This is a genomic window from Haemophilus parainfluenzae (assembly GCF_036288925.1).
GTDB lineage: Bacteria > Pseudomonadota > Gammaproteobacteria > Enterobacterales > Pasteurellaceae > Haemophilus_D.
Genome location: NZ_CP127167.1, coordinates 2,028,678 through 2,052,704 on the forward strand (window position 1 = coordinate 2,028,678; position 24,027 = coordinate 2,052,704).

The following is a 24,027-nucleotide window of genomic DNA, read 5'->3' on the forward strand; positions in this document are numbered from 1 at the left end:
TTTTATAAAGCCATTAATCTTTCAGCGCTTTGATTTTCTCAATCACGTTTGTAGTTGAACAGCCATTTTCGAAATTCAATACACGAACATCACCGCCGTTCGCCCACACTTCTTTACTGCCTGCAATCTCTTCTGGTTTGTAATCGCCGCCTTTTACCAATAAATCCGGTAAAATCTCACCGATTAAACGTTGTGGTGTATCTTCATCAAAAGAGACTACCCAATCCACTGAAGCTAAACCAGCCAATACTGCCATACGAGCATTCAGATTGTTAATTGGACGACTTTCACCTTTTAAGCGTTTGACTGAATCATCCGTATTCACGGCAACAATTAAGCGATCGCCAAGTTTGCGAGCATTTTCTAAATAAGACACATGACCTGGATGAAGAATATCAAAACAACCGTTTGTCATCACAATTTTCTCACCGCGCGCTTTAGCATGAGATACTGCAGTTTTTAATTGGCTTTCTGACATAATACCGAAGCCTGTTTCAGAACGTCCATGGATTGCATTCTCTAATTCCACAGTAGAAACCGTTGATGTACCCAATTTACCAACCACAATACCTGCCGCCACATTGGCTAAGTAGCAAGATTCTTCAAAAGAAAGACCGTCTGCAAGTGCGGTTGCTAAGACACTGATTACGGTATCGCCCGCCCCCGTTACATCAAACACTTCTTTTGCAACGGTTGGTAAATGGAACGGTTCTTGATTTGGACGAAGTAATGTCATGCCTTTTTCAGAGCGCGTCACTAAAAGTGCGGTCAATTCGATGTCTGAAATTAATTTTAAACCTTTCTCAATGATCTCTTCTTCAGAATCACACTTACCTACCACCGCTTCAAACTCTGACATATTTGGTGTCAGTAAAGTCGCACCACGATAACGCTCAAAATCTGTACCTTTTGGATCGATTAACACGGGTACGTTTGCTTTACGTGCAATTTGGATCATCTTTTGCACATCTTTTAATGTACCTTTACCGTAATCAGAAAGCACTAGCGCACCAAAGTTTTTCACTTCCGTTTCTAATTTCGCAAGCAACTCATTACATTCCACGTTTTGGAAATCTTCTTCAAAGTCCAAGCGTAGTAATTGTTGATGACGAGACAAAATACGTAATTTCGTAATGGTTGGGTGAGTATCCAATGCCACAAAATTACAATCAATTTTTTGATGTTGTAATAAATTGGTTAAGGCTGCACCTGTTTCATCTTGACCAATTAATCCCAAAATTTGCACAGGTACATTAAGAGAAGCAATATTCATTGCCACGTTTGCTGCACCACCTGCACGCTCTTCATTATCTTGTACACGAACCACAGGAACTGGTGCTTCCGGTGAAATACGATTAGTCGCACCAAACCAGTAACGGTCAAGCATCACATCGCCTAACACTAATACTTTCGCTTGATTAAAATTGGCAGAATATTGAGCCATTTTGAAATCTCTCTGTTGGAATAATAAAAATTTGGTGCAATTTTACCACAACTCAAATTTGCGATAAACTACACGTCGAACTAACCAGAAAAGAATTATGAAAAACGAAAAACTCCCTCAATTTCAACCGCACTTTCTTGCCCCTAAATACTGGGGCTTTTGGCTTGGTGTGGCGATTTGGCGAAGCCTTTTGTTACTTCCCTATCCAATTTTACGTCACATCGGCAATGGCTTAGGCTGGCTTTTCTCAAAATTAAAAGTAGGAAAACGCCGTGCTGCAATTGCTCGCCGAAATCTTGAGCTCTGCTTCCCAGAAATGCCCGAACAAGAGCGTGAAGCCATTTTGCAAGAAAACTTGCGTGCCGTTGGGATGGCGATTATTGAAACCGGTATGGCGTGGTTTTGGTCTGATGCGCGCATTAAAAAATGGTCAAAAATTGAAGGCTTAAATTATTTAAAAGAAAATGCCCAAGACGGCATTATCTTTGTGGGTGTTCATTTCCTCACTCTTGAGTTAGGCGCACGTATTGTGGGCTTACATCATCCTGGCGTAGGCGTTTACCGTCCAAATGACAATCCTGTATTGGATTGGCTACAAATCAAAGGTCGCTTACGTTCAAATAAAGATATGCTAAACCGAAAAGATCTGCGTGGTATGCTCAAAGCCTTACGCAAAGGTGAAACCATTTGGTATGCCCCTGATCATGACTACGGCAGAAAAAATGCGGTATTTGTGCCTTTCTTTGCCGTACAAGAAGCGGCAACCACGACGGGCAGTTACTATCTACTTAAATCCGCACCAAATTGCAAAGTCGTGCCTTTTGCCCCATTACGTAATAAAGATGGTTCAGGCTATACGGTCAGCATTTCGCCACCAGTGGATTTTTCTGATCTTTCAGATGAAACGGCGATCGCTGCACGAATGAATAAAGTCGTGGAAAAAGAAATCTTAAAAGGTGTGGAACAATACATGTGGCTACATCGCCGATTTAAAACACGCCCAACGGAAGATGAACCGAGTTTGTATTCATAAGTGCGGTTGATTTTTCATTTGTTTTTGAATGCTAAAACGACATATCGAAAAATAAGGAAAATTTTCCTTATTTTTTTCTTGATTTTTATATAATTAAATATATAATGAACCTCGTTTTAGATAGTAAACTTGTGTTATGACAAACACACTACTGGCTAGTGCATTCCCCCCACTCCTTTTGCACTAGCCATTTTTTTTGAAATCTCTTACCATATCTCACCCTTTTCTTTTTTCTTAGAAATCATGAACAACCTAGAACTTGAACGTTTACTAAACGAAAAACTTAGCACAGACAGAATTAACGATTATGCGCCTAACGGTTTGCAAGTAGAAGGCAAAGCGGAGATCAAAAAGATCATCACGGGCGTCACCGCAAGCCAAGCTTTGATTGATTATGCCGTTGCACAACAAGCTGATGCAGTACTTGTCCACCATGGCTATTTTTGGAAAAGTGAAAATCCTTGTATTCGCGGCATGAAAGGCAAACGTATCAAAACCTTGCTTGTGAATGACATCAATTTATATGGCTACCATTTACCCTTAGATGTTCACCCTGAATTAGGCAACAACGCAAAACTTGCTCAGTTATTAGGGATTAGCGATCTTCAACCTTTAGAAAATAGCTCAACCAGTATTCCTGTTTGGGGAACGTTAAAAGATCCCATTACCGCTGAAGAATTTGCGCAACGTATTGAGCAAGCACTTCACCGTAAACCATTAATTTGCACCGAAAATGGACCGCACTTAATCCGTAAAATTGGCATTTGTACTGGTGGTGGACAAGGCTATATTGATTTAGCCGCAGCACAAGGTTGTGATGCTTTTATTACCGGTGAGGTTTCGGAGCAAACCATTCACTCTGCTCGTGAGCAAGGTATTCATTTCTTTGCGGCGGGTCACCATGCTACTGAACGCTATGGCATTAAAGCATTAGGTGAATGGCTAGCGGCTGAATATGGCTTGGATGTAGAATTTAAAGATATTGATAATCCGGCCTAACTGGTACAAAGTGTGATTAATTGCCGAAAGCACACAAAACAAGTATAATCTCGTCGATTTTTTTAACTCAAACATAGGAAAAAATATGGGTTTCTTAACTGGTAAACGTATTTTAGTGACAGGTCTTGCAAGCAACCGTTCTATTGCTTACGGGATCGCAAAAGCAATGAAAGAACAAGGCGCTGAACTTGCTTTCACTTATTTAAACGATAAATTACAACCACGCGTAGAAGAATTTGCAAAAGAATTTGGTTCTGACATCGTATTACCTTTAGACGTAGCGACCGATGAAAGCATCCAAAACTGCTTTGCTGAATTAAGCAAACGTTGGGAAAAATTTGATGGTTTTGTACACGCTATTGCATTCGCACCAGGCGATCAATTAGATGGTGATTACGTAAACGCCGCAACTCGTGAAGGCTACCGTATCGCTCACGACATCAGTGCATTCAGTTTTGTTGCAATGGCACAAGCGGCTCGTCCTTACTTAAATCCAAATGCAGCGTTGTTAACGCTTTCTTACTTAGGGGCAGAACGTGCAATTCCTAACTACAACGTGATGTGTTTAGCAAAAGCATCTCTTGAAGCGGCAACTCGCGTAATGGCAGCGGATTTAGGTAAAGAAGGTATTCGTGTGAATGCGATCTCTGCTGGTCCAATCCGCACTTTAGCGGCATCAGGCATTAAAAACTTCAAGAAAATGCTTTCTACCTTTGAGAAAACCGCAGCATTACGCCGCACTGTCACTATCGAAGATGTGGGCAACTCAGCCGCATTCTTATGTTCTGATTTAGCATCGGGTATTACCGGTGAAATCGTTCACGTTGATGCAGGTTTCAGCATCACTGCAATGGGCGAATTAGGCGAAGAATAATTTTTCGTACAGTCTATTTTTAGGCAGGCTTTTCAGTCTGCCTTTTCTCTCTTTTTAAATATAACTATGTTCCAAGATAATCCATTACTCGCACAACTTAAGCAACAAATCCACGATAGCAAAGAACACGTTGAAGGCGTGGTAAAAAGTACTGATAAAGCTTATGGTTTTTTAGAGTGCGATAAAAAAAGCTACTTTATTGCCCCACCCGCAATGAAAAAAGTGATGCACGGTGACAAAATCAAAGCCACCATTGAAAAACAAGGCGATAAAGAGCAAGCTGAACCTGAAGAATTAATTGAGCCAATGCTCACGCGCTTTATTGCCAAAGTGCGGTTCAATAAAGACAAGAAATTGCAAGTTTTGGTTGATCACCCAAGTATCAACCAACCCATTGGTGCACAACAAGCTAAATCCGTCAAAGAAGAATTACAAGAAGGCGACTGGGTCGTAGCAAATTTAAAAACGCACCCATTACGTGATGATCGCTTTTTCTATGCCACTATCAATCAATTTATCTGCCGTGCTGATGATGAATTAGCCCCTTGGTGGGTGACATTGGCACGTCATGAGCAATCTCGTCATCCTGTGCAAGGTGCCGAAAGCTATGAGATGTTAGATCAACAAACTCGCGAAGATCTGACCGCACTTCATTTTGTCACTATTGACTCTGAAAGCACGCAGGATATGGACGATGCGCTTTACATTGAACCTATCGAACAAAATGGTACGCAAACCGGCTGGCGATTAGTCGTTGCTATTGCGGATCCAACAGCTTACATTGCATTAGATTCACAAATTGAAAAAGATGCGAAACAGCGTTGTTTTACCAATTATTTACCTGGCTTTAACATTCCTATGTTGCCGCGTGAATTGTCTGATGACTTATGCTCATTAATGGCAAATGAAACTCGCCCTGCATTAGTGTGTTATATCGAAACGGATCTTGCCGGCAACATCACGGCTAAACCGCATTTTGTGTCAGCTTATGTACAATCTAAAGCAAAATTAGTCTATAACAAGATCTCAGATTATTTAGAACAAGTACCGGATGCATGGCAACCGGAAACACCAGAAATTGCACAGCAAATTGATTGGTTACATCAATTTACTAAAGCACGTATTCAATGGCGTAAAACGCATTCTCTTTTATTTAAAGAAAAACCGGATTACTCCTTTATTCTCGCTGAAAATGGCAAAGTGAAAGAAATTAAAGCGGAATATCGTCGTATTGCAAATCAAATCGTAGAAGAATCCATGATCATCGCCAATATCTGTGCTGCACAATTCTTAGCTGAACAAGCACAAACCGGTATTTTTAATACACACTCGGGGTTTGATAAGAAATTCTTAGAAAACGCGCATAATTTCTTAATGGCAAATTTAGCTAATGAAGAAAATCAAGCTGAGCTTGCTGAGCGTTATTCTGTGGAAAATTTGGCAACCTTAAAAGGTTATTGCCAAATGCGTCATGATATTGAACCCATTGAAGGTGACTATTTAGAATTCCGTTTACGTCGTTATTTAACCTTTGCGGAGTTTAAATCGGAACTCGCTCCACATTTTGGGCTTGGATTAGAAGGTTATGCGACCTGGACATCGCCTATCCGTAAATATTCCGATATGGTGAACCATCGTTTAATTAAAGCCGTACTCACACAGCAAGCTTGTGAAAAACCACAAGATGAAGTCCTTGCTCGCTTACAAGAAGCCCGTCGCCAAAATCGCTTGGTTGAGCGTGATATCGCAGACTGGTTATATTGTCGCTATCTTGCTGACAAAGTCGCTGAAAATACTGGATTTGATGCAGAAGTGCAAGATGTAATGCGTGGCGGTTTACGTGTTCAATTATTGGAAAATGGTGCATCAATGTTCGTACCGGCCTCTACACTGCACCCGAATAAAGCTGAAATGCAAGTGAACACTGATGAATTGGCCTTGTATATTCAAGGAGAACGTCGCTACAAAATCGGCGATTTAGTGAAAGTGAAACTCACCGAAGTGCGAGAGGAAACTCGTAGCATTGTAGGAAATATTATGATGTAGGCATATAAAATTTGCACCTCAATTATTGGCTGTTTAGTCCAACTTTTGGGGTGCAAATAATTTTTTAACCGTACTTTTTATTTAAATTACTTTAACCAAAATTGTCCTTTGAAAATTTTTCCTAGTGTTATCAGTACTAAACCACTCATCATCAGGTTAGCGAAGATAAATGCACCATTTGCCAAGCCGCTCAGTACATTATGATGAACGAAAAAAACGGCCCCATTTGCTAAAGAAGCTAATCCGAATGAAAAAGCCCAGAAGCCAATATTTAGCCCTTTTTCACTAATCCAAGGGAACAGGCGAATTAAAAAGAACATTTGTAAAAAACCGTATCCCCATAAGAACTTAACGAAAAGATCGATCTCTCCCCCATTAAGCGATAAGTAAGCCGACGATCCCACGAATGCCGGCGCTAAAATGATCCCCATGGTTGGACGAAATTGTGGTTCAATTTGCAACACGCGTAAGCGCTGGAATAACACCGGTTCATAAATAATCCAAGCAATCATCCCTGCACCTAAGAACAAATAGCCTAAATCGTGATAACCTAACAAGGCCAATGATGATGCACTGGTGAAATTAGTTGCTACAGAAGGCAAATAAAAAGGTGGCAATGTCGATTTCTGCTCAAACGTGCCATCTTTCCATAACGCACTAATACGCACGGAAGCAAACAATAATTGCCCAATTGTCCCAATCCAAATTAATCCCTCACCAATGAGAGGAAGCCAACGATACAGAATATCCCCGCTTAACATCGTTGTAATCGGTATTAAGGCAAGAAAAGAAAAACGTATCGGACAGCAATATTCATCGCGTACTTCGTGAGAGAAATAAATCATTTTATAAATATAAAGCAAGACGAAAAGTGCCCATACTGAAACAGACGTTACGCCAATAATATCACTCACATTCCGAGAAAAAGAGAGCGTATCGCCCATATGTAGCCAAGCTAAAGACAAGGCACCTAAACCTAATGGAATCGCAAAATACCCTGTTGGTAATGGAAATGGTCGTTTATCAGTCATTATTATTCTCCTAAAAATTGATACCTTACAAGATTATCTCTAAATGCATGAATATTGATGTGGATTTATCTCAAAGACTAGAATAAAAATCTCATTTCTCTAGATGAAAGAAAGGGCTAATAAACATTAGCCCTAAATTGAATTTATGTATTTTGGATTATTTGCAGATCACTTCTAACCCGCCCATGTAAGGACGTAATACTTCTGGAACAGTAATCGAGCCGTCTGCATTTTGATAGTTCTCAAGCACGGCCACTAATGTACGACCTACTGCCAAACCAGACCCGTTTAATGTGTGCACTAAGCGAGTTTTCTTATCCCCTTTCGCTTTGCAACGTGCTTGCATACGACGCGCTTGGAAATCCCACATGTTTGAGCAAGAAGAAATCTCACGATAAGTATTTTGTGCAGGCACCCACACTTCTAAGTCGTAAGTTTTGCAAGAACCAAAGCCCATATCTCCGGTACAAAGTAAGACTTTACGATATGGTAGATTTAAAAGTTGTAATACTTTTTCTGCATGACCGGTTAATTCTTCAAGCGCTTCCATAGATTTATCTGGATCCACGATCTGTACCATTTCGACTTTATCGAATTGGTGCATACGAATTAAACCACGGGTATCACGACCATAAGATCCTGCTTCAGAACGGAAACATGGTGTATGTGCGGTCATTTTAATTGGCAAATCTGCTTCATCAATAATCACATCACGTACAAGGTTGGTCACCGGCACTTCCGCTGTTGGAATTAATGCGTAAGGTTGTTCGCCTTCTAGCGCTAAAGTATGGAATAAATCTTCACCGAATTTAGGTAATTGACCTGTACCATAAAGGGTCGCATGGTTAACTAAATAAGGCACATAAGTTTCTAAATAACCATGTTGTTCGGTATGAAGATCTAACATGAATTGCGCTAACGCACGGTGCATTTTAGCAATTTGACCTTTCATGACCGCAAAGCGCGCACCTGCTAATTTAGCCCCTGCTGCAAAATCTAAGCCATTGGCATCTTCACCTAATGACACGTGATCTTTGATCTCAAAATCAAATGTACGCGGTGTACCCCAACGTAAAATTTCTTTATTTTCAGTGTCATCTTTACCTAATGGTACTTCATCCGCAGGAATGTTTGGAATGCTTAATGCGATTTGATTGATTTCGGCTAACACCGCATCAAGTTGGGACTTCGCTTCGTTAAGCTGTTCGCCCATGTTATCTACTTCAGCCAATAATGGTGCAATGTCCTCACCACGTGCTTTTGCCGCACCAATAGCTTTGGAACGTGCGTTACGCTCTGCTTGTAATGTTTCAGTTTTTACTTGTAAATCTTTGCGTTGCTCTTCTAATGCGGTAAGTTTTTCCGTATCAAGAATAAAGTTACGTTTTACTTTTAATTTTTCTGCTACTTCAGCCAGATTATTACGGAGTAAATTTGGATCGATCATTGGAATTCCCTATTTTTCATTATGAAACAGATGCCTTTATTCTAGCGTGCTTTGAGCAAATAAACCAGTTAAAAGCCTGATTTTTCTTTTATTAACCTCTTCAAAAACATCCAATTTTATGACCGCACTTTGCCATGATTTAATTTTGTGATCTCTGTCAAATTCTGAGAATGAGACACTAGAAACAGCAAAAAAAAGTTCTATAATGAAAATGAACGTTAACCAAGAGGAGTAACCTATGTTTCCTGAATTTCGCGATTTAATCACTAAGCTTAAAAACAAAGATGCTTATTTCGATCGCTTGTTTGAAAAGCACAATGCATTAGACCAAGAGATCAAAAATAAGATTGATAACATAGAACTCGCTACTCATACGGAAATTGAGAACTTGAAAAAAGAAAAATTACGGATTAAAGACGAGCTCTATCAATACTTGAAAAAGAAAGCAGCTGAGTAATTTGGTTTAATGTGAAGACAAAGTGCGGTGAAATTTACCGCACTTTTTTGTTTTAAGCGGTTTTGTTTTTTTGAGAGCCCAGATAAATCGCCACTAATGTCAGCACTGCCCCCGCCCATTGCCAATGATTGATGGGCTTATCCAAGCCAAAATAATCAATCACAAGCGCCACCACCGGCTCAGAAAGAAGCAATAAACCGGTTAAACCTAACGACAAATAAGGAATGGTATAAGCAATCATGCCCCAGGCGACACATTGCATCACTGCACCATAAATGAAGACTAATCCCCAATCGGTGAAGGTGGTTGGATAAAGATTATCAGAATTAAAAATCAACGAAGGAACAATTAAAACAAGCGCACCACTTAAACTCAAAATAAACATTAACGAAAATAAAGCGGTGGGTTCTTCTTCGTGTACTTTTTTAATCATAATCATTGAAGTGGCAAGCATGCCTGCAGAAATGAGCCCAATGATAATGCCGTACATCCCCTCAAAATTATGTTGTAACTCTTCCCCTGAGATTAAGACAACACCCGCAACCGCTAGAAAAAGGCTTAACATTTGTAATTTCGTTTGGCGTTCACCAAAGAAAAGATAGCCAATTGCTGCCAAAAAGAAAATCTGCAAGCTATTCAGCAACGTTGAAATACCCGGCCCTACCGCATATACACTTTCATGCCAAAAGGATAAATCAAAGGCTAAAAAGATGCCGGCTAATACAGCATACATCATCGCTTTACGGCTTTTCGGGAAACGCTGTCTTTTTAATTTCATTAAGAACCAGAAAATAAAAGAGGCAATAAGTAAACGCCAAAATGCAATGGCATAACCACCCACTGGCACAAACTTAACAATTAGGCTTCCTAAACCGAATAGCACGCAGCCCACGACTAACATCGGGGCGGCGTAAGATTTTATTTTATCCATTAAATGAACATTGCCCAGACAGCCAAACTCGCTACCATAAAGAACAAAATGAGTAAGCTGTTATAACTAAGTTTCCATTTATTAACACTGTGCAAAAGCAATACCCCTGCTATTACTAAGTGAAGAACAAAATAAATACCGTATGCGAAAACACCATCAAAACTGACCGCACTTACACCTTGATAAACAATAAAGATCAGTACTGCCAACGCATTCAGTGCAAGCAGTAAAATCATCAATAATGGCAGTAACGCAATGAAACCTTGCAGACGATTACGAGAAACAGACAAGCATAAATTCGCCAATAATACCCCCATCACCGCTTGCGCCAATGGATTATATTGCACGAAATTTGGTGTTGGATTGCCAAAGAAAATCATCAAATACGCAATCACACCCAATCCACTCACCAACGATGCCATTAAGAGAAAACCACGGCGAGCGACTTCATCCTTAGGTTGTTTCCATACTGCATATACAGCAGATAATCCACATAAACTGACAATATCAGTCATCACATAATGATGTGGGGAGGCTAAGCTCATTCCAAGCCAAACTAACCAATAAAGTGCAAAACAGACATTTGCTTTGATTAAACGTCCACGTTGTCCTGGACAAATTTCGCCTTTAATAAAGGCGACCAAACAAAGTAGCTGAGCAATCAGCACACCAAAGGCTAAATGAGGAATCAGTTTTTCAACAGATTGCAAAGACTCTGCAAAAAATTCAATAATTAATAGCAACCCAATTGGCAAGAGAGCAAGAAATGCGGCTAAGGGTTTGGATTGTTCTTCTGACATAAGATTCTCGATTAGAAAAAGAAAGCGGCATTATGCCAAAATTTACGGCTTTTTTTAATGGCTTTCGTGCATTTTGACTCATTCCCTTTTAAAATAAGCAAAATTATAACCGCACTTTAGGAACCACAAAAAAATGCTATTAAGCGTACTTTATATTATTGGAATAACTGCCGAAGGAATTACCGGTGCATTAGCCGCTGGACGAGAAAAAATGGATATTTTTGGGGTAATTATTATTGCCTGCGTGACGGCGATTGGTGGCGGTTCGGTACGCGATGTATTACTTGGACACTACCCGCTTGGCTGGGTTAAACATCCTGAATATTTCATTATGGTGGCTGGTGCAGCTGTATTAACGGTTTTTATCGCACCTTTCATCAAACATTTCATGCGCTACTTCCGCACAATTTTCTTGGTGTTAGATGCCTTAGGATTAATCGTGTATTCCATTATCGGTGCACAAATTGCCATTGATATGGGCTATGGCTTTACCGTGACATCCATTGCGGCAACGGTGACGGGGGCATTTGGTGGTGTGTTGCGTGATTTACTTTGTAACCGCATTCCCCTTGTATTCCAAAAAGAACTTTACGCCAGTGTATCATTCTTCTCTGCTGTGATGTATATGGCATTACAACATATTCAATTAGATCATACGTTTACGATTTTACTGACTTTATTCAGCGGTTTTGCACTGCGTTTACTTGCTGTTCGATTTGGCTGGGGACTACCTGTTTTCGATTTCCAAGAGCAAGAAGATGAAACAAATGATAAATTACCGAAGAAAACAAAATAATTAAAAGGAATAATTATGTTAGAACAAATGGGCAAACAGGCTAAAGATGCGGCCTTTATTTTAGCGCAGTTAAACACCACTGAAAAAAATCATGCGCTCAGTATTATTGCAGATCAATTAGAACAGCAAGTGGATCGTATTCTTGCCGCAAACCAAAAAGATATTGAAATTGCAAAACAAAATGGCTTATCAGAAGCATTAATTGATCGTCTTTTATTAACCGAAGATCGCCTAAAAGGCATTGCGAATGATGTGCTCCATGTGATTTCGCTCGCCGATCCTGTGGGTAAAATCATTGATGGAGGCACCTTAGATAGCGGATTAAAGATCGAACGCGTTCGTACTCCGCTTGGCGTGATTGGTACCATTTACGAAGCACGTCCCAATGTAACCATTGATGTGGCAAGCCTTTGCTTAAAAACCGGTAATGCCGTGATTTTACGTGGTGGAAAAGAAACGCAACATTCCAACCAAATTTTAGTAGAAGTGGTACAAAATGCCCTTGAACAAGCTGGACTACCACGCCATGCAGTCCAAGCCATTACCGATCCGAATCGTGAACTTGTGATGCAACTGCTTAAATTGGATCGTTATGTGGATATGATTATTCCTCGTGGCGGTGCAGGCTTACATGAGCTTTGTAAACAACATTCCACTATTCCTGTGATTGTCGGTGGTGTAGGCGTTTGCCATCTTTTTGTGGAAGAAAGTGCTGACCAAGAAAAAGCCCTTGCGGTGATTGCTAATGCAAAATGCCAACGTCCAAGCACATGTAATACGCTGGAAACACTTTTAGTTCAGCGCTCGATTGCTGATGCTTTCCTACCAAAACTCGCGAAATATTTAGCCGAGAAAAAAGTAAAATTCCATGCAAAATCGACCGCACTTTCGATTCTTCAAGCTGCAAATGTCGATGTGCAAGAAGTGACTGAACAAGCGCTACGCCAAGAATGGGGCTCATTGGATCTCAATGTTGTGGTGGTTGAAGATATGGATGCGGCGATTGCTCACATTCGTGAATATGGCACACAACATTCAGAAAGTATCTTGACGGAAAATCAACGACTAGCCACACAATTTATCAATCAAGTGGATGCAGCAGCCGTGTATGTGAATGCAAGTACCCGATTTACCGATGGCGGACAATTTGGTTTAGGTGCTGAAGTGGCGGTAAGTACTCAAAAACTTCACGCTCGCGGCCCAATGGGATTAGAAGCCTTAACCAGTTATAAATGGGTTTGTGTAGGTGATTACACTTCTCGCCAATAATCTGTTCCATCCATAAAATAACCGCACTTTGAAAGCATCAAAGTGCGGTTATTTTTTATCTCGTTTTTAGTGTTTACCAAATAATTTCATCGCGGGTAATACAATCGCACAAGCAATCGCGCCTACAATCACACCCACGACTAACGTCGCCACATTACCTAATAAGCCATTCGCTAATTGATAATCAGCAAGTAAATGATGAATGAAATCCACATTATGTACGAAAATACCACCACCGACTAAGAACATCGCAAGCGTACCGATAAAACTAAGTGAACGCATAAATTTAGGCATAATCACTAAAATTGCATTCCCGATTGACTTCGCCACACCACCTTTTTTGATAAGGTATAAACCGAAATCATCCGCTCTAACAATCAATGCCACTAAGCCATAAACAAAAATAGTAATCCCGATACCCACTACCGAAAGGGAAATAATACGTGTCAGCAAGCTGGCTTCAGTTAATTCACCTAATGCAATAATGATAATTTCAGCGGAAAGAATAAAATCGGTACGAATTGCCCCTTTAATTTTAGCGGCTTCATTAAAGGTTGTTTTTTCTTCGTGCTCTTCATGAGCAATAAATTTATGTAGAATTTTCTCTACACCTTCAAAACACAAATACGCCCCACCTATCATCAGAAGTGGCACGATCAACCAAGGTAAAAACGCAGAAAGCAGTAAAGCAATTGGAATTAAAATGACTTTATTGACTAACGATCCTTTGGTGACTGCCCAAACAATGGGTAATTCACGATCGGAAGATGCCCCCGTTACCTGATTAGCATTTAAGGCTAAGTCATCGCCTACCACGCCAACAGTTTTCTTGGCTGCTATTTTGGTCATCAAAGCGACATCATCAAGAATCGATGCAATGTCATCAATAAGGGTAAAAAGAGAGCTAAACGCCATATTCTTTCCTTTATAAAGTTAAAATTTAGAGAAATGAGTTTTAGACTGGTCTAATGCTTTCGACATCCAACTTCGCATCAAACTCTTTTTGTAATAAAAGCAGTTTTTTATCTTGCTGCAAATCCGTACGCGCCTGTTCACGTAAGTCTTGATAAACCTTTTTACGGTAATCCATCGGTGTTAAAACATCGGAATCTTCAACAAAAATCGACAATTTGACTGGTTTTTCATATAAACGTTCAAGATGTTCCACTAAATTTTTAATATTTCGATCTTGTTTTAAATGCGCTTTTTCAGAATGAAGCCCGAGTTGAATTTCATCTTCTGTTTGAGACTTAATGAAGCAATTTAATGCCAACTCTTTTGAAAAGCCAATCACGCCTGAACGTTCGACAATATCCGTCCAAGGATCTTGTTTTTGCGTAATTTGAATAATTTTCTCACGCAACTCTGGTGTCACATCTTTCAACATTGCCTGTTTAATATCAGAAGGACGCACACCGCTATCCACCTTGGCTAAATCCGGGTTGCTCCACTCCCAACGATAGGTTTCCGCATCCAGAATTTCTTGCTCTTCCGCATCTATTTCAGCATTGTCATCAATGGTATTTTCAACCGTCTCAATACTTTGCTTTAACTTGTCAGCTTGTTGAGTCATTGGATTTGGTACCGCGGCTTTCGTTTGCGTAGCTTTCGGTGGTGTCATCTCTCGCACGGGAAGTGCGGTCATTTTAGGCGCGTTTTTTTGCTCGTCTAACTCTTGGAGATGATGCAAGGTTTCTTCCACCGCGGCTTGCTGTTCATCATGATGATGTTGGCGCTCTGATTGCTCAATTTTCGTTAATTGATTCAATGCCTCTAGCGCAGCAAGGCTAGCCAAATTCAATGAAGATGTGGTTTGAGTGGAAACTGGTTGAGAAGACGAGGAATGCACAACCGCCGCTTGAGCCATCGGCTTTTGTGCTTGAGCAGAATAATTTGCTTTGATGTTTTGCGACAGCACCGGCATATCCACATAACCAGAAACAGGCTGATTTTCAACCGCACTTTTCTGTGTATTTTGTTCAGGGGATAGCCCGCCTTGTTTAGGCGTTTGTGCTGCCGTAAGGAACTTTGGGTGGAATGCCAATGCCCTCAATAATGTCATTTCGGCACCAATTCGACGATTTGGTGCGGAGGCCAATTCTTTTCGACCTGATACAATCACTTGATAGAAAAATTGTACGTCTTCCGGTGAAATATGTTTGGCCAGAAAACCTAAGTGATCGTTTTCATCTGTGGCATTTTTAGCAAGTAACTGCATTAACGCGATTTGATGCAATTTCTCAGCTGTTTCTGCCAATAACTCATCCCAATCACCCGCTTTTTCAGCCACCGTTTGGATGGTTTTCATTAAACGCTCACCGTTACCTTGATGTAAGGCGTAAATGATTTCAATCGGCTGATCTTCATCTAACAACCCAAGCATGGTATTCACCACATCGGTGGAAACTTTACCGTTGCCCATGGCAATCGCTTGATCCGTTAAACTTAAGCTATCACGAATACTGCCCTGTGCAGCTTTGGCTAATTTATCTAATGCTGGCGCATCAAAAGGAATATTTTCGGCAGTAAGCACGCGATTAAGATGTGCTGAAATTTGCGGTTCATCTAATGCTTTGAGATGAAATTGCATACAACGGGATAAAATCGTAATCGGTAATTTTTGAGGATCCGTTGTAGCGAGTAGGAATTTCACATATTCAGGCGGCTCTTCCAAGGTTTTTAACAACGCATTGAAAGAATGGCGAGAAAGCATATGCACTTCATCGATAAGATAGACTTTATAACGCCCTACTACAGGCTTATATTGCACATTGTCTAACAGCTCACGCGTGTCTTCTACTTTGGTACGAGAAGCCGCATCGATTTCAATTAAATCAATAAAGTTGCCTGCTTCGATCGCTTTACAGTTTTCACATTCACCGCAAGGATCAGCAGTAATACCATTTACGCAGTTCAAGCCTTTCGCAAATAAACGAGCAATGGAGGTTTTACCCACGCCACGGGTGCCGGAAAATAAATAAGCATGATGTAAACGGTTTTCTTTTAAACCGTTTTCCAAAGCAGTGAGTACATGGCTTTGCCCCACTACTTCAGAAAAGTTTTTTGGTCGCCATTTTCTGGCTAAAACTTGGTAGCTCATCGCATCTCTTTAAAAATTAATGGCCTTCAAAATTGACTAAGGTGTAGCAATCAATGCCTAAATCACGTAAGCGTTTTTCGCCCCCTAATTCTGGCAAATTAATCACAAAGGCAGCATGTTTCACATCTCCACCTAAACGTTGAACTAATTTCACGGTGGCTTCAACTGTACCGCCCGTTGCTAACAAGTCATCAATGATTAACACATTATCACCTTGTGAAATGGCATCAGTGTGCAATTCAAGGGTGTCTTGACCGTATTCTAACTGATAAGACTGTGCAATCACTTCACGAGGTAATTTGCCCGGTTTACGAACGGGGATAAATGGCAAGCCTAATGCTAATGCAACTGGCGCACCAAAAATAAATCCACGAGACTCAGTACCAATTACTTTTGTGAGTCCTTGATCTTTATACTTTTCAACGATCAAATCGATTGTGGCTTTAAAAGCTGTAGGCGCTTCAAGTAAGCTCGTGATATCACGGAAAATAATGCCTTCTTTTGGATGATTTGGGATAGATTTGATAGAAGATTTGATTAATTCAAGTTGTTTGTTCATAAATAATTGCTCAAAAAAGAGTAAGAAAAAATCCTGTTTTTAGGCTCGCATTCTAGCATATAAAAATGCAAAAGTGCGGTGAATTTTGACCGCACTTTTGTAAATAAAATGAATTAATCTGGGTAAATATCTTCCCCGTCTTTTCGAGTACGAAGAAGCTGTAAAATCCAGACATATTGTTCGGGTGTTGGCGTGACGAAATACTCTATTTCTTCGTTCATCGCACGGGCCGATTGCTCAGGATCGTCGCTTAATTGCATTGGTGGGCGAATTTCCATTTCATACTTGCCACGCTTGGCGTTATAGCGTGGGAACATTGGAATAACCACCGCTTTCGCTAATTTTGCCATTTTGTTTAACCCAGGAAGTGTGGCTTTATAAGTGGAAAAGAAATCCACAAAGACACTTTGCTCGGCACCAAAATCTTCATCTGGAAGATAATACCCCATTTGGCCTTGTTTGATATGTGCTAAAAACGGCTTAATACCATTTTGGCGAGCATGCATTTTCCCGCCAAAACGCTGACGCGCTAAAGTCCACAACCAGTCCACCAACGGATTTCGGTGCGGGTTATACATTGACGTCATCGGCATGCCGTGTGTATGCAAAATAATGCCTGAAGCATCTATCGCCCAGCCATGTGGTACCATTAAAATGATGTTATGCCCTTCAGCTTTGGCTTGCTTGATATGTTCAAGGCCAATGAATTCACTGCGTTTTTGTAAATGTTTTTTAGAACGAATGGCAATTTCACCAATACCAAGCATGACTTGTGCGACCGTCACAAACATCTCTTCAATCACTTTTTCACGCTGCTCAGCCGTCCAATCCGGGAAACAGAGTTTCAAATTAATCTCGGCACGAATACGTGGTTTACCAATTTTTTTGGTCAGCGCACGAGCCAGTTTCTCGGCCATTTTATCGCGTAAACGAAATGGTACAAAAGCGAGTAACAAAAGCACAAAAATACCAAGCCAAATGCCCCAATTTTTCGGGTGCAAATATGACCATGAAAAATGTGGTTCATAACCTGTTCGTGCTGTAATACGTAATTTTTTCTGAGAGTCTGTCATAATCAATCATTAAAAATGAAACCAACCTTGATCATACGCCATTTTTATCGTCATGATAAATGACATAATCACCACCATCGGTCTGATCAGTTGTTTGCCTTTTGCCATCACCATTTTAGCACCTAAATTTGCACCTATCAGACTTCCTACCATCATCACTAAACCGACAGTCCAAATGACATGCCCCCCAATAAAGAAGAAAATTAATGAAGCAAAATTTGAGGTTAAATTCATCACTTTCGCATGGGCGGTGGCTTTGGTTAGGTTAAATCCAAGCAATGTCACACAAGCTAGGTTCATCAATGAACCCGTCCCAGGCCCGAAAAAGCCGTCATAAAAACCCAGAAGAGAGCCAAAACATAACGCAAAAACAGCATAAGAAATTCGTTGTTTACGATCACTTTCGCCCAATTTAGGCGTAAATAAAAAGTATAAGCCGATCGCTAAAATGAGAAATGGAAGCCCTTTTTTAATTAATGACGCATCTAAACTTTGAATAAGCAAGGTGCCAACCACCGAACCGATAAAAATCACCAATAAGATGAAAGAAAACTCTGATAAATTGACCGCTCTTTTACGCAAAAAGTAAATACTTGCAGACAACGCACCACCGAATGCTTGTAATTTATTCGTGCCTAATGCCATTGCAGGTGGCATACCTGTCATTAATAAGGCAGGGATTGTAATTAAGCCTCCGCCACCCGCTATAGCATCAATAAATGCGGCAATAAAGGCAGCAGCAAAAAGCATGGCTAATATATCAATCCCCAACTCCATTATTTAACTCCTACTCTAACCATTCGCTACTATTTGGCGAACTCAACACTTGCTGACATAAAAACGGTTCTGGTGGTGTTACTTTTGGTTTAGAAGAGCCTGAACCTGGTTTTGCGGGTTCAAACCAAGAATAAAGTTCATCGCCACAACCATCGCCTGCTGGTACAGGTGCTTGATCTTCACAATAAGCGGCATCTTTCGGACAAGCAATGCGCACGTGGAAATGTGAATCATGTCCAAACCATGGACGAATTTTATGTAACCAGGTACGATCATCTCCTGCAGTTTGACAAAGTTTTAATTTAATCGCGGGGTTCACAAAAATACGCGTGACTTTGGGATCTTGTGCCGCCAGTTTAATTAATGTGGCGTGATTGTTATTCCACACATTTTCATCAACACGTTGTGTTTGACGGTTCACCACGAGCAAACCTTTTCCATCCGAATTTAACGCTTCGCTGTCTGTCATAGTGCCCATACGCAACCAAATATCCGCATCTAATCCCATTTGATGGCTTGCATGCCCCGTTAAAAAGCGACCACCACCTGGCATAGCAATATCCCCAACTAACATCGTTGGTAAGCCTGCTGACTTCTCTTTTTGTCCAAGACGCTGTAAATAGTCAATCATATCCGGATGACCATAATAGCGATTTTTATTCATACGAATCACTTGGTAGCCCTCACCTTTATAAGGCAATGGCTCTGCCCCAATAATACAACCATTCGAATAGCTGCCGATTGGATTTGCCTTACCATCTGTTGCAGGAATTGGACGTTTAATTCGTTGCCAATCTTGTGGCGAGGCTGTTGTTTGTAACGAGAAAAAAACACTCCCTAAAGCAACCGCACTTGAAAGTAATTTTGCTAAAGATTTATTCATAAGATTTCCTAAAATAAGTTGATTTCTCTTCAATAAAAGAGCACAAGAAACTTAATTTAAAAGAGTTATTTGCATTGTGCCTTAAAACGCAATAAATGATCGAGTAACACGATCGCAACCATTGCCTCCGCAATGGGTACTGCACGAATCCCCACACAAGGATCATGACGACCTTTTGTCACCACTTCCACAGACTCTCCCGCTAAATTAATGGAACGGCCTGGAATCGTGATACTGGATGTCGGTTTCAATGCAATCTTTGCAATAATTGGCTGTCCTGAGCTAATGCCCCCTAAAATACCGCCAGCATGGTTGCTTTCAAAACCATTTGGTGTCATTTCATCACGATGTTCACTGCCTCGCTGTTCAACCACGGCAAAACCATCGCCAATTTCTACACCTTTAACAGCATTAATCCCCATTAAAGCATGGGCTAAATCGGCATCAAGTCGATCAAAAACGGGCTCACCTAAACCAACAGGAACATTCTCTGCAATCACAGTTAGCTTTGCCCCAATCGAATCCCCTTCTTTTTTCAATTCACGGATTAATTCATCGAATTTTTCGACCGCACTTTCATCTGGACAAAAAAATGGATTACTGTTGACTTTATCCCAATCAATTTTGCCGACAGTTTGTGGCGCAATCTTTACTTCGCCAATTTGGCTTAAAAAACCACGCACTTCAATACCAAACTGTTCACGTAAATATTTCTTCGCAATCGCACCCGCGGCAACACGCATGGCGGTTTCACGCGCAGAAGAACGACCACCACCGCGATAATCACGAATACCGTATTTTTGTTGATAGGTAAAATCCGCATGTCCAGGACGGAAACGATCTTTGATATCGCCATAATCTTGTGAACGTTGATCACCATTTTTAATGATCATTCCAATGCTGGTACCCGTTGTTTTACCCTCAAATACCCCAGATAAAATCTGCACTTCATCGTCTTCACGACGCGGTGTGGTATAGCGTGATGTACCCGGTTTACGACGATCTAAATCAGGTTGAATATCGGCTTCCGATAATTCAAGATTCGGAGGCACACCATCAACGATGCAGCCTAATGCAATACCATGTGACTCCCCAAAGGTTGTCACACGAAAAAGTTGTCCGATAGTATTCCCTGCCATATTGTCTCTCTTTAATTAATGATTTTGGGCTAATTTTGCCACATCAATAAATGGAATTTCTTCGCCAGTATCTTTATTTTTAATAAAGATATCTAATTGATTGAATGCAATATCAATATTATTTTCTGCAAATAACTCATTTACACGACGATTGAGCGCATCCAACGTATCATTTCGCTCAGATATTTGCCCTACATAAACACGTAATTCGTGATCTAAAGTACTTGCACCAAAGGTTAAGAATAATGCTCTTGGTTCAGGATCTTTTAAGACGCTTGGTTGCTCATGTGCTGCTTGCAATAATAAGCGTTTCACTAAGTCTAAATCTGAACCATATGCCACACCAACAGACACCACTAAACGAGTTACTGTATTAGACAATGCCCAGTTGATCACTTGACCTGTTACAAAAGATTTATTTGGCACAATCACTTCTTTTCGATCAGGATCAATCATGGTAATCGCACGAATGCGGATTTTCGCCACCGTACCTGTCACGCCATTAATTGTCACGGTATCGCCCACACGAATTGGACGTTCAAATAATAAAATGATACCCGAAACAAAGTTTGCAAAGATTTCTTGCATACCAAAACCGAGACCAACGGAAAGGGCGGCAAATAACCATTGTAATTTCGACCAAGACATCCCGAGCGTTGAGAATGCCCATGCCCCACCAACCGCAACAAAGATGTAGGTTAATAAGGTGGTGATTGTATAAGACGTACCTTGTGAAAGTTTCACTCGGGAGAAGATTAATACTTCTAAAATACCCTGAATGTTACGCACTAAAATATACGTAATTACAATAATCAGCAATGCAACAATCAAGTTAAAGAGTGAAATCGTTTCTGTCACCACGCCCGCTTCAGTTGTTGAAGTTTGTTGCCATAAAGTAATATCACGCAAATAGCTTACAACGGTCACTAAATCTGACCATACATAATAGAAGATGGCAAAAAGTGCGGTCCAAATAAAGAGATCGGCAAAGCGTAGTAACTGGCTACGTACTTCATTTAAGGCCAATCCCTCTTCTTGTTCGGTAATGACTACCACATCATCAGAAGCTGAAGCATCACTTGAATCTTGCTGTTTTTGTTGACGTTTTTCTTGTAAACGACGATATGCTAAACGTCTTGATGCTACTGTGACGCCCCGATAAATTGTATGACGCACCAACGACCACACTACCCACGCTATGTAGGTATTAATAATATGCGTAATTAAATTTAAGGCCGTGTAATAATAGCCTAAAGCGATTAGCGCAATTAAAATAACAGGGACCAATTGCAATAAAACGCGCATAATTTTTAAAAGCGTTCTATCACGCTGATCCGTTGTGCTTGAATTCAAGGATTTTTCTGTGCGAACAAAACGTGGTGCAATAATTACAATGCAGAAAAGCAACGCAACAATGGTATTTATTTCACCCAATACGTCATTGGCTAAGCCTGTATCCATTACATTACTGAAAATTGATGTATTCAGTAATAACACAACAGAAACAATAATACGTTTCGTCACATCCTGTAAGTTAACCGCGCTCTCTTTCGAAAAACCAAAATGACGCACTAAAATGCCATTCGGACGAAGAATAGCTAAAACAAAACTAAAGAACCACCAATAGCCCGCCATACTGAGCGACCACTCCCAAAACTCTTGTGGGTTTTTCACCAAGAAAAAGCCCAACAATTGGCAAGCCGCTAAGAACCAAAGGGTGCCTGATAAAGATAAAAGTGCGGTATAAAATAACGCAAGAGGCGTATGCCATTGGCTATCCGAACGAAGCGTATTAATTTCGCCATTAATCACGCTCAAACGTTGTTTAATCGATTCTTTAAATTTAAAAATCAACCCACCAATCACAAACAAAATAAAGACATAAGTAAGTAAATACGGCAAATTATCAAAATTTGTCGGGAAGCCGATTTTCTTTCCAATGCCATCAAATTGTGCCTTAAGTGACATTGGCAGTTTTTTGATCCAATCTAAATTAATTGGATTATTACTTTTTACCCAGAAACTTTGTTGATCGAGTTTAGACTGAATTTGATCACTGATTTGAGTAATCTGTTGTTGGGTTAGCTCTAAGGAAATCGCCAAATTCAACTGATTATTCAATGACTTAATCAAATCAGAGGCCACTTTTCGACGTTCTGTCAATAAACTGGCTAATTGTGCTTTTTCCGCTGGGGTAAAAGACTTATTTTCATCTTGCTCTATTTTACTGATATAGGCATCAATATCATAAAGCTCGTTACGTTTCTGAGTAATATCAAAGATCTTCACGCGCAAATCTGCGATTTGTTTTGAAAGCCCTTGAATATTTAAATTGGTTGGTAATTTTTGTTTTTGTTGTTGAATAATACGTGAAAGCACTAACGTTCCTTGCAAAGCACTAATTTGCTCATCAATGGTACGTTGAGTTTGAGTTAAATTATCCAATACATTGCGCATACGCAACTCATCTTGCGTTAATGTATTCGTCTTCTCTGTTTGCTCAAGTAAATATTGACTCAACTGCGCATTCAGATCCAATTCTTTCTGAATAAATGGATTTTTTACAGTGCCTTGACTTTGCTGTTGTACCTGTTCAACTTGGCTTTGTGTTTGCGCCAAATTCTTTTGATTAATCACTTCTTGAATGGCTGCAATTTGTTGCTGTTGTGCTTGTGCACGGGCACTTAATAGATCATAACGACTTTGATAAAGAATGGTAAACTGATCGCTATTTTTTAACAAAATTTGATTGTATGTATTTTTTAATTCAATCAATTGTAATTCAAGCTGAATTTTCTGTTTTAAAAGCATATCAGTGGTTGGTTCATTCAACTGCTGATTCAATTCCTGAGTACGTTTAACATTATCCGTCAATGCAGTTTGTGCTCGTTCAGATACCGAGCTTTGCGCTGCAAGTTGCGTATTGACCGCACTTAATGAGGCTTGGGTATCTTGATGTTGGGTTGTTATTTTCTCAACCTGTGCTTGCAAACTCACTAAACTTTGCGAGGCATAATCAGTATTATTTGATGTACTCTGCTGTTTTTTCAGATTTTGAAGTTCAGTGTTATTTTTCTGAATTTCAGACTCAGCATTGATTAGCGTTTCTTGTAAATCCTTATTATTTTTTTGCTGGGTTTGAATTTGTTGTAAAAAATCAAGTGAAGCTTGAATCGTCGTCACCTTATTTGTTTTTTCATCACCATCAGATAATTTTTCAGTTTCAGCTAATTCACTTTTTAGTGTTTTTTCAGTCGGTTCTGCACCATAATCCTCAGCCCAACTAGGTTGAGAACTCATAATAGCAAAAACAAATGAAAAAACTAAAACAGTCAAAAAATGAGAGATATTTTTCATGAAATCAACTTT

Annotated in this window: 20 protein-coding genes; 7 read left to right on the plus strand and 13 right to left on the minus strand. The window is 40.1% G+C overall.

Annotated elements, in window-relative coordinates:
* Positions 1-13: 13 nt before the first annotated feature.
* Positions 14-1,444 carry a bifunctional D-glycero-beta-D-manno-heptose-7-phosphate kinase/D-glycero-beta-D-manno-heptose 1-phosphate adenylyltransferase HldE gene (gene hldE / locus QQS40_RS10220; protein WP_289901952.1) on the minus strand — a complete coding sequence of 477 codons (1,431 nt, stop codon included), beginning with the start codon at positions 1,442-1,444 and terminating at the stop codon, positions 14-16.
* Between the two features lie 97 nt (positions 1,445-1,541).
* On the opposite strand from hldE, the gene QQS40_RS10225 reads away from it, so the two are divergent.
* From QQS40_RS10225 to rnb, 4 genes are all read left to right on the plus strand, one after another.
* The gene (locus QQS40_RS10225) at positions 1,542-2,477 is read left to right on the plus strand and encodes a Kdo(2)-lipid IV(A) acyltransferase (RefSeq protein ID WP_197555783.1); all 936 of its coding nucleotides are present in this window, start codon (positions 1,542-1,544) and stop codon (positions 2,475-2,477) included.
* A gap of 243 nt (positions 2,478-2,720) precedes the next feature.
* Positions 2,721-3,476 carry a Nif3-like dinuclear metal center hexameric protein gene (locus tag QQS40_RS10230; RefSeq protein ID WP_289901954.1) on the plus strand — a complete coding sequence of 252 codons (756 nt, stop codon included), beginning with the start codon at positions 2,721-2,723 and terminating at the stop codon, positions 3,474-3,476.
* A gap of 85 nt (positions 3,477-3,561) precedes the next feature.
* A complete protein-coding gene (locus QQS40_RS10235) occupies positions 3,562-4,350 on the plus strand; it encodes an SDR family oxidoreductase (protein WP_115180611.1) in 789 nt (262 codons plus the stop codon).
* A gap of 66 nt (positions 4,351-4,416) precedes the next feature.
* Positions 4,417-6,396 carry an exoribonuclease II gene (gene rnb, locus QQS40_RS10240; protein ID WP_329505162.1) on the plus strand — a complete coding sequence of 660 codons (1,980 nt, stop codon included), beginning with the start codon at positions 4,417-4,419 and terminating at the stop codon, positions 6,394-6,396.
* Between the two features lie 86 nt (positions 6,397-6,482).
* On the opposite strand, the gene tehA is transcribed toward rnb, so the two are convergent.
* Positions 6,483-7,427, minus strand: coding sequence for a dicarboxylate transporter/tellurite-resistance protein TehA (tehA, locus tag QQS40_RS10245; RefSeq protein ID WP_329505164.1), 945 nt, complete (start codon positions 7,425-7,427; stop codon positions 6,483-6,485).
* A gap of 157 nt (positions 7,428-7,584) precedes the next feature.
* Complete coding sequence (gene serS, locus QQS40_RS10250) at positions 7,585-8,874, minus strand: serine--tRNA ligase (protein WP_329505166.1); 1,290 nt, start codon at positions 8,872-8,874, stop codon at positions 7,585-7,587.
* Between the two features lie 238 nt (positions 8,875-9,112).
* Here serS and QQS40_RS10255 point away from each other — a divergent pair, with 238 nt between their 5' ends.
* Positions 9,113-9,331 carry an HP1242/YdcH family protein gene (locus tag QQS40_RS10255; protein WP_049357594.1) on the plus strand — a complete coding sequence of 73 codons (219 nt, stop codon included), beginning with the start codon at positions 9,113-9,115 and terminating at the stop codon, positions 9,329-9,331.
* 52 nt (positions 9,332-9,383) lie between these two features.
* Here QQS40_RS10255 and QQS40_RS10260 read toward each other — a convergent pair whose 3' ends face one another.
* Complete coding sequence (locus QQS40_RS10260; protein ID WP_290990132.1) at positions 9,384-10,262, minus strand: DMT family transporter; 879 nt, start codon at positions 10,260-10,262, stop codon at positions 9,384-9,386.
* Positions 10,262-11,062: an HI_1241 family integral membrane domain gene (locus tag QQS40_RS10265; protein WP_290990134.1), complete on the minus strand. Its 801-nt coding sequence runs from the start codon at positions 11,060-11,062 to the stop codon at positions 10,262-10,264. Before QQS40_RS10265 ends, QQS40_RS10260 begins: the two co-directional genes overlap by 1 nt.
* A gap of 133 nt (positions 11,063-11,195) precedes the next feature.
* On the opposite strand from QQS40_RS10265, the gene QQS40_RS10270 reads away from it, so the two are divergent.
* Together QQS40_RS10270 and proA are read left to right on the plus strand one after the other, a co-directional pair.
* Entirely contained in the window at positions 11,196-11,858 is a 663-nt protein-coding gene (locus QQS40_RS10270) for a trimeric intracellular cation channel family protein (RefSeq protein WP_197542195.1), read from the plus strand.
* Positions 11,859-11,873: 15 nt separating this feature from the next.
* Complete coding sequence (proA, locus tag QQS40_RS10275; protein ID WP_329505173.1) at positions 11,874-13,127, plus strand: glutamate-5-semialdehyde dehydrogenase; 1,254 nt, start codon at positions 11,874-11,876, stop codon at positions 13,125-13,127.
* A gap of 66 nt (positions 13,128-13,193) precedes the next feature.
* Here the strand turns inward: proA and QQS40_RS10280 are convergent, their stop codons facing one another.
* The 8 genes from QQS40_RS10280 to mscK form a co-directional block, all read right to left on the minus strand.
* Positions 13,194-14,042, minus strand: a complete 849-nt coding sequence (locus QQS40_RS10280) for a DUF808 domain-containing protein (protein ID WP_314022924.1) — start codon at positions 14,040-14,042, stop codon at positions 13,194-13,196.
* Positions 14,043-14,082: 40 nt separating this feature from the next.
* A complete protein-coding gene (dnaX, locus tag QQS40_RS10285; RefSeq protein WP_111406545.1) occupies positions 14,083-16,227 on the minus strand; it encodes a DNA polymerase III subunit gamma/tau in 2,145 nt (714 codons plus the stop codon).
* Positions 16,228-16,243: 16 nt separating this feature from the next.
* Positions 16,244-16,786, minus strand: a complete 543-nt coding sequence (gene apt, locus QQS40_RS10290) for an adenine phosphoribosyltransferase (RefSeq protein ID WP_289901961.1) — start codon at positions 16,784-16,786, stop codon at positions 16,244-16,246.
* 113 nt (positions 16,787-16,899) lie between these two features.
* On the minus strand, positions 16,900-17,859 hold the full coding sequence (gene lpxM, locus QQS40_RS10295) for a lauroyl-Kdo(2)-lipid IV(A) myristoyltransferase (RefSeq protein WP_289901962.1): 960 nt from the start codon (positions 17,857-17,859) through the stop codon (positions 16,900-16,902).
* A 9-nt stretch (positions 17,860-17,868) separates the two neighbouring features.
* The gene (locus QQS40_RS10300) at positions 17,869-18,636 is read right to left on the minus strand and encodes a TSUP family transporter (protein ID WP_289901963.1); all 768 of its coding nucleotides are present in this window, start codon (positions 18,634-18,636) and stop codon (positions 17,869-17,871) included.
* Positions 18,637-18,646: 10 nt separating this feature from the next.
* On the minus strand, positions 18,647-19,519 hold the full coding sequence (gene mepA / locus QQS40_RS10305; protein ID WP_329505180.1) for a penicillin-insensitive murein endopeptidase: 873 nt from the start codon (positions 19,517-19,519) through the stop codon (positions 18,647-18,649).
* A 65-nt stretch (positions 19,520-19,584) separates the two neighbouring features.
* Positions 19,585-20,658: a chorismate synthase gene (aroC, locus tag QQS40_RS10310; RefSeq protein WP_329505182.1), complete on the minus strand. Its 1,074-nt coding sequence runs from the start codon at positions 20,656-20,658 to the stop codon at positions 19,585-19,587.
* Between the two features lie 15 nt (positions 20,659-20,673).
* Entirely contained in the window at positions 20,674-24,015 is a 3,342-nt protein-coding gene (gene mscK, locus QQS40_RS10315; protein ID WP_289901965.1) for a mechanosensitive channel MscK, read from the minus strand.
* Between the last annotated feature and the right edge of the window lie 12 nt (positions 24,016-24,027).

Excerpts from the sequence above, each read along its gene's own strand:
- hldE (WP_289901952.1), bottom strand. The coding sequence starts at position 1,444 with ATGGCTCAATATTCTGCCAATTTTAATCAAGCGAAAGTATTAGTGTTA.
- QQS40_RS10225 (WP_197555783.1), top strand. The coding sequence starts at position 1,542 with ATGAAAAACGAAAAACTCCCTCAATTTCAACCGCACTTTCTTGCCCCT.
- QQS40_RS10230 (WP_289901954.1), top strand. The coding sequence starts at position 2,721 with ATGAACAACCTAGAACTTGAACGTTTACTAAACGAAAAACTTAGCACA.
- QQS40_RS10235 (WP_115180611.1), top strand. The coding sequence starts at position 3,562 with ATGGGTTTCTTAACTGGTAAACGTATTTTAGTGACAGGTCTTGCAAGC.
- rnb (WP_329505162.1), top strand. The coding sequence starts at position 4,417 with ATGTTCCAAGATAATCCATTACTCGCACAACTTAAGCAACAAATCCAC.
- tehA (WP_329505164.1), bottom strand. The coding sequence starts at position 7,427 with ATGACTGATAAACGACCATTTCCATTACCAACAGGGTATTTTGCGATT.
- serS (WP_329505166.1), bottom strand. The coding sequence starts at position 8,874 with ATGATCGATCCAAATTTACTCCGTAATAATCTGGCTGAAGTAGCAGAA.
- QQS40_RS10255 (WP_049357594.1), top strand. The coding sequence starts at position 9,113 with ATGTTTCCTGAATTTCGCGATTTAATCACTAAGCTTAAAAACAAAGAT.
- QQS40_RS10260 (WP_290990132.1), bottom strand. The coding sequence starts at position 10,262 with ATGGATAAAATAAAATCTTACGCCGCCCCGATGTTAGTCGTGGGCTGC.
- QQS40_RS10265 (WP_290990134.1), bottom strand. The coding sequence starts at position 11,062 with ATGTCAGAAGAACAATCCAAACCCTTAGCCGCATTTCTTGCTCTCTTG.
- QQS40_RS10270 (WP_197542195.1), top strand. The coding sequence starts at position 11,196 with ATGCTATTAAGCGTACTTTATATTATTGGAATAACTGCCGAAGGAATT.
- proA (WP_329505173.1), top strand. The coding sequence starts at position 11,874 with ATGTTAGAACAAATGGGCAAACAGGCTAAAGATGCGGCCTTTATTTTA.
- QQS40_RS10280 (WP_314022924.1), bottom strand. The coding sequence starts at position 14,042 with ATGGCGTTTAGCTCTCTTTTTACCCTTATTGATGACATTGCATCGATT.
- dnaX (WP_111406545.1), bottom strand. The coding sequence starts at position 16,227 with ATGAGCTACCAAGTTTTAGCCAGAAAATGGCGACCAAAAAACTTTTCT.
- apt (WP_289901961.1), bottom strand. The coding sequence starts at position 16,786 with ATGAACAAACAACTTGAATTAATCAAATCTTCTATCAAATCTATCCCA.
- lpxM (WP_289901962.1), bottom strand. The coding sequence starts at position 17,859 with ATGACAGACTCTCAGAAAAAATTACGTATTACAGCACGAACAGGTTAT.
- QQS40_RS10300 (WP_289901963.1), bottom strand. The coding sequence starts at position 18,636 with ATGGAGTTGGGGATTGATATATTAGCCATGCTTTTTGCTGCTGCCTTT.
- mepA (WP_329505180.1), bottom strand. The coding sequence starts at position 19,519 with ATGAATAAATCTTTAGCAAAATTACTTTCAAGTGCGGTTGCTTTAGGG.
- aroC (WP_329505182.1), bottom strand. The coding sequence starts at position 20,658 with ATGGCAGGGAATACTATCGGACAACTTTTTCGTGTGACAACCTTTGGG.
- mscK (WP_289901965.1), bottom strand. The coding sequence starts at position 24,015 with ATGAAAAATATCTCTCATTTTTTGACTGTTTTAGTTTTTTCATTTGTT.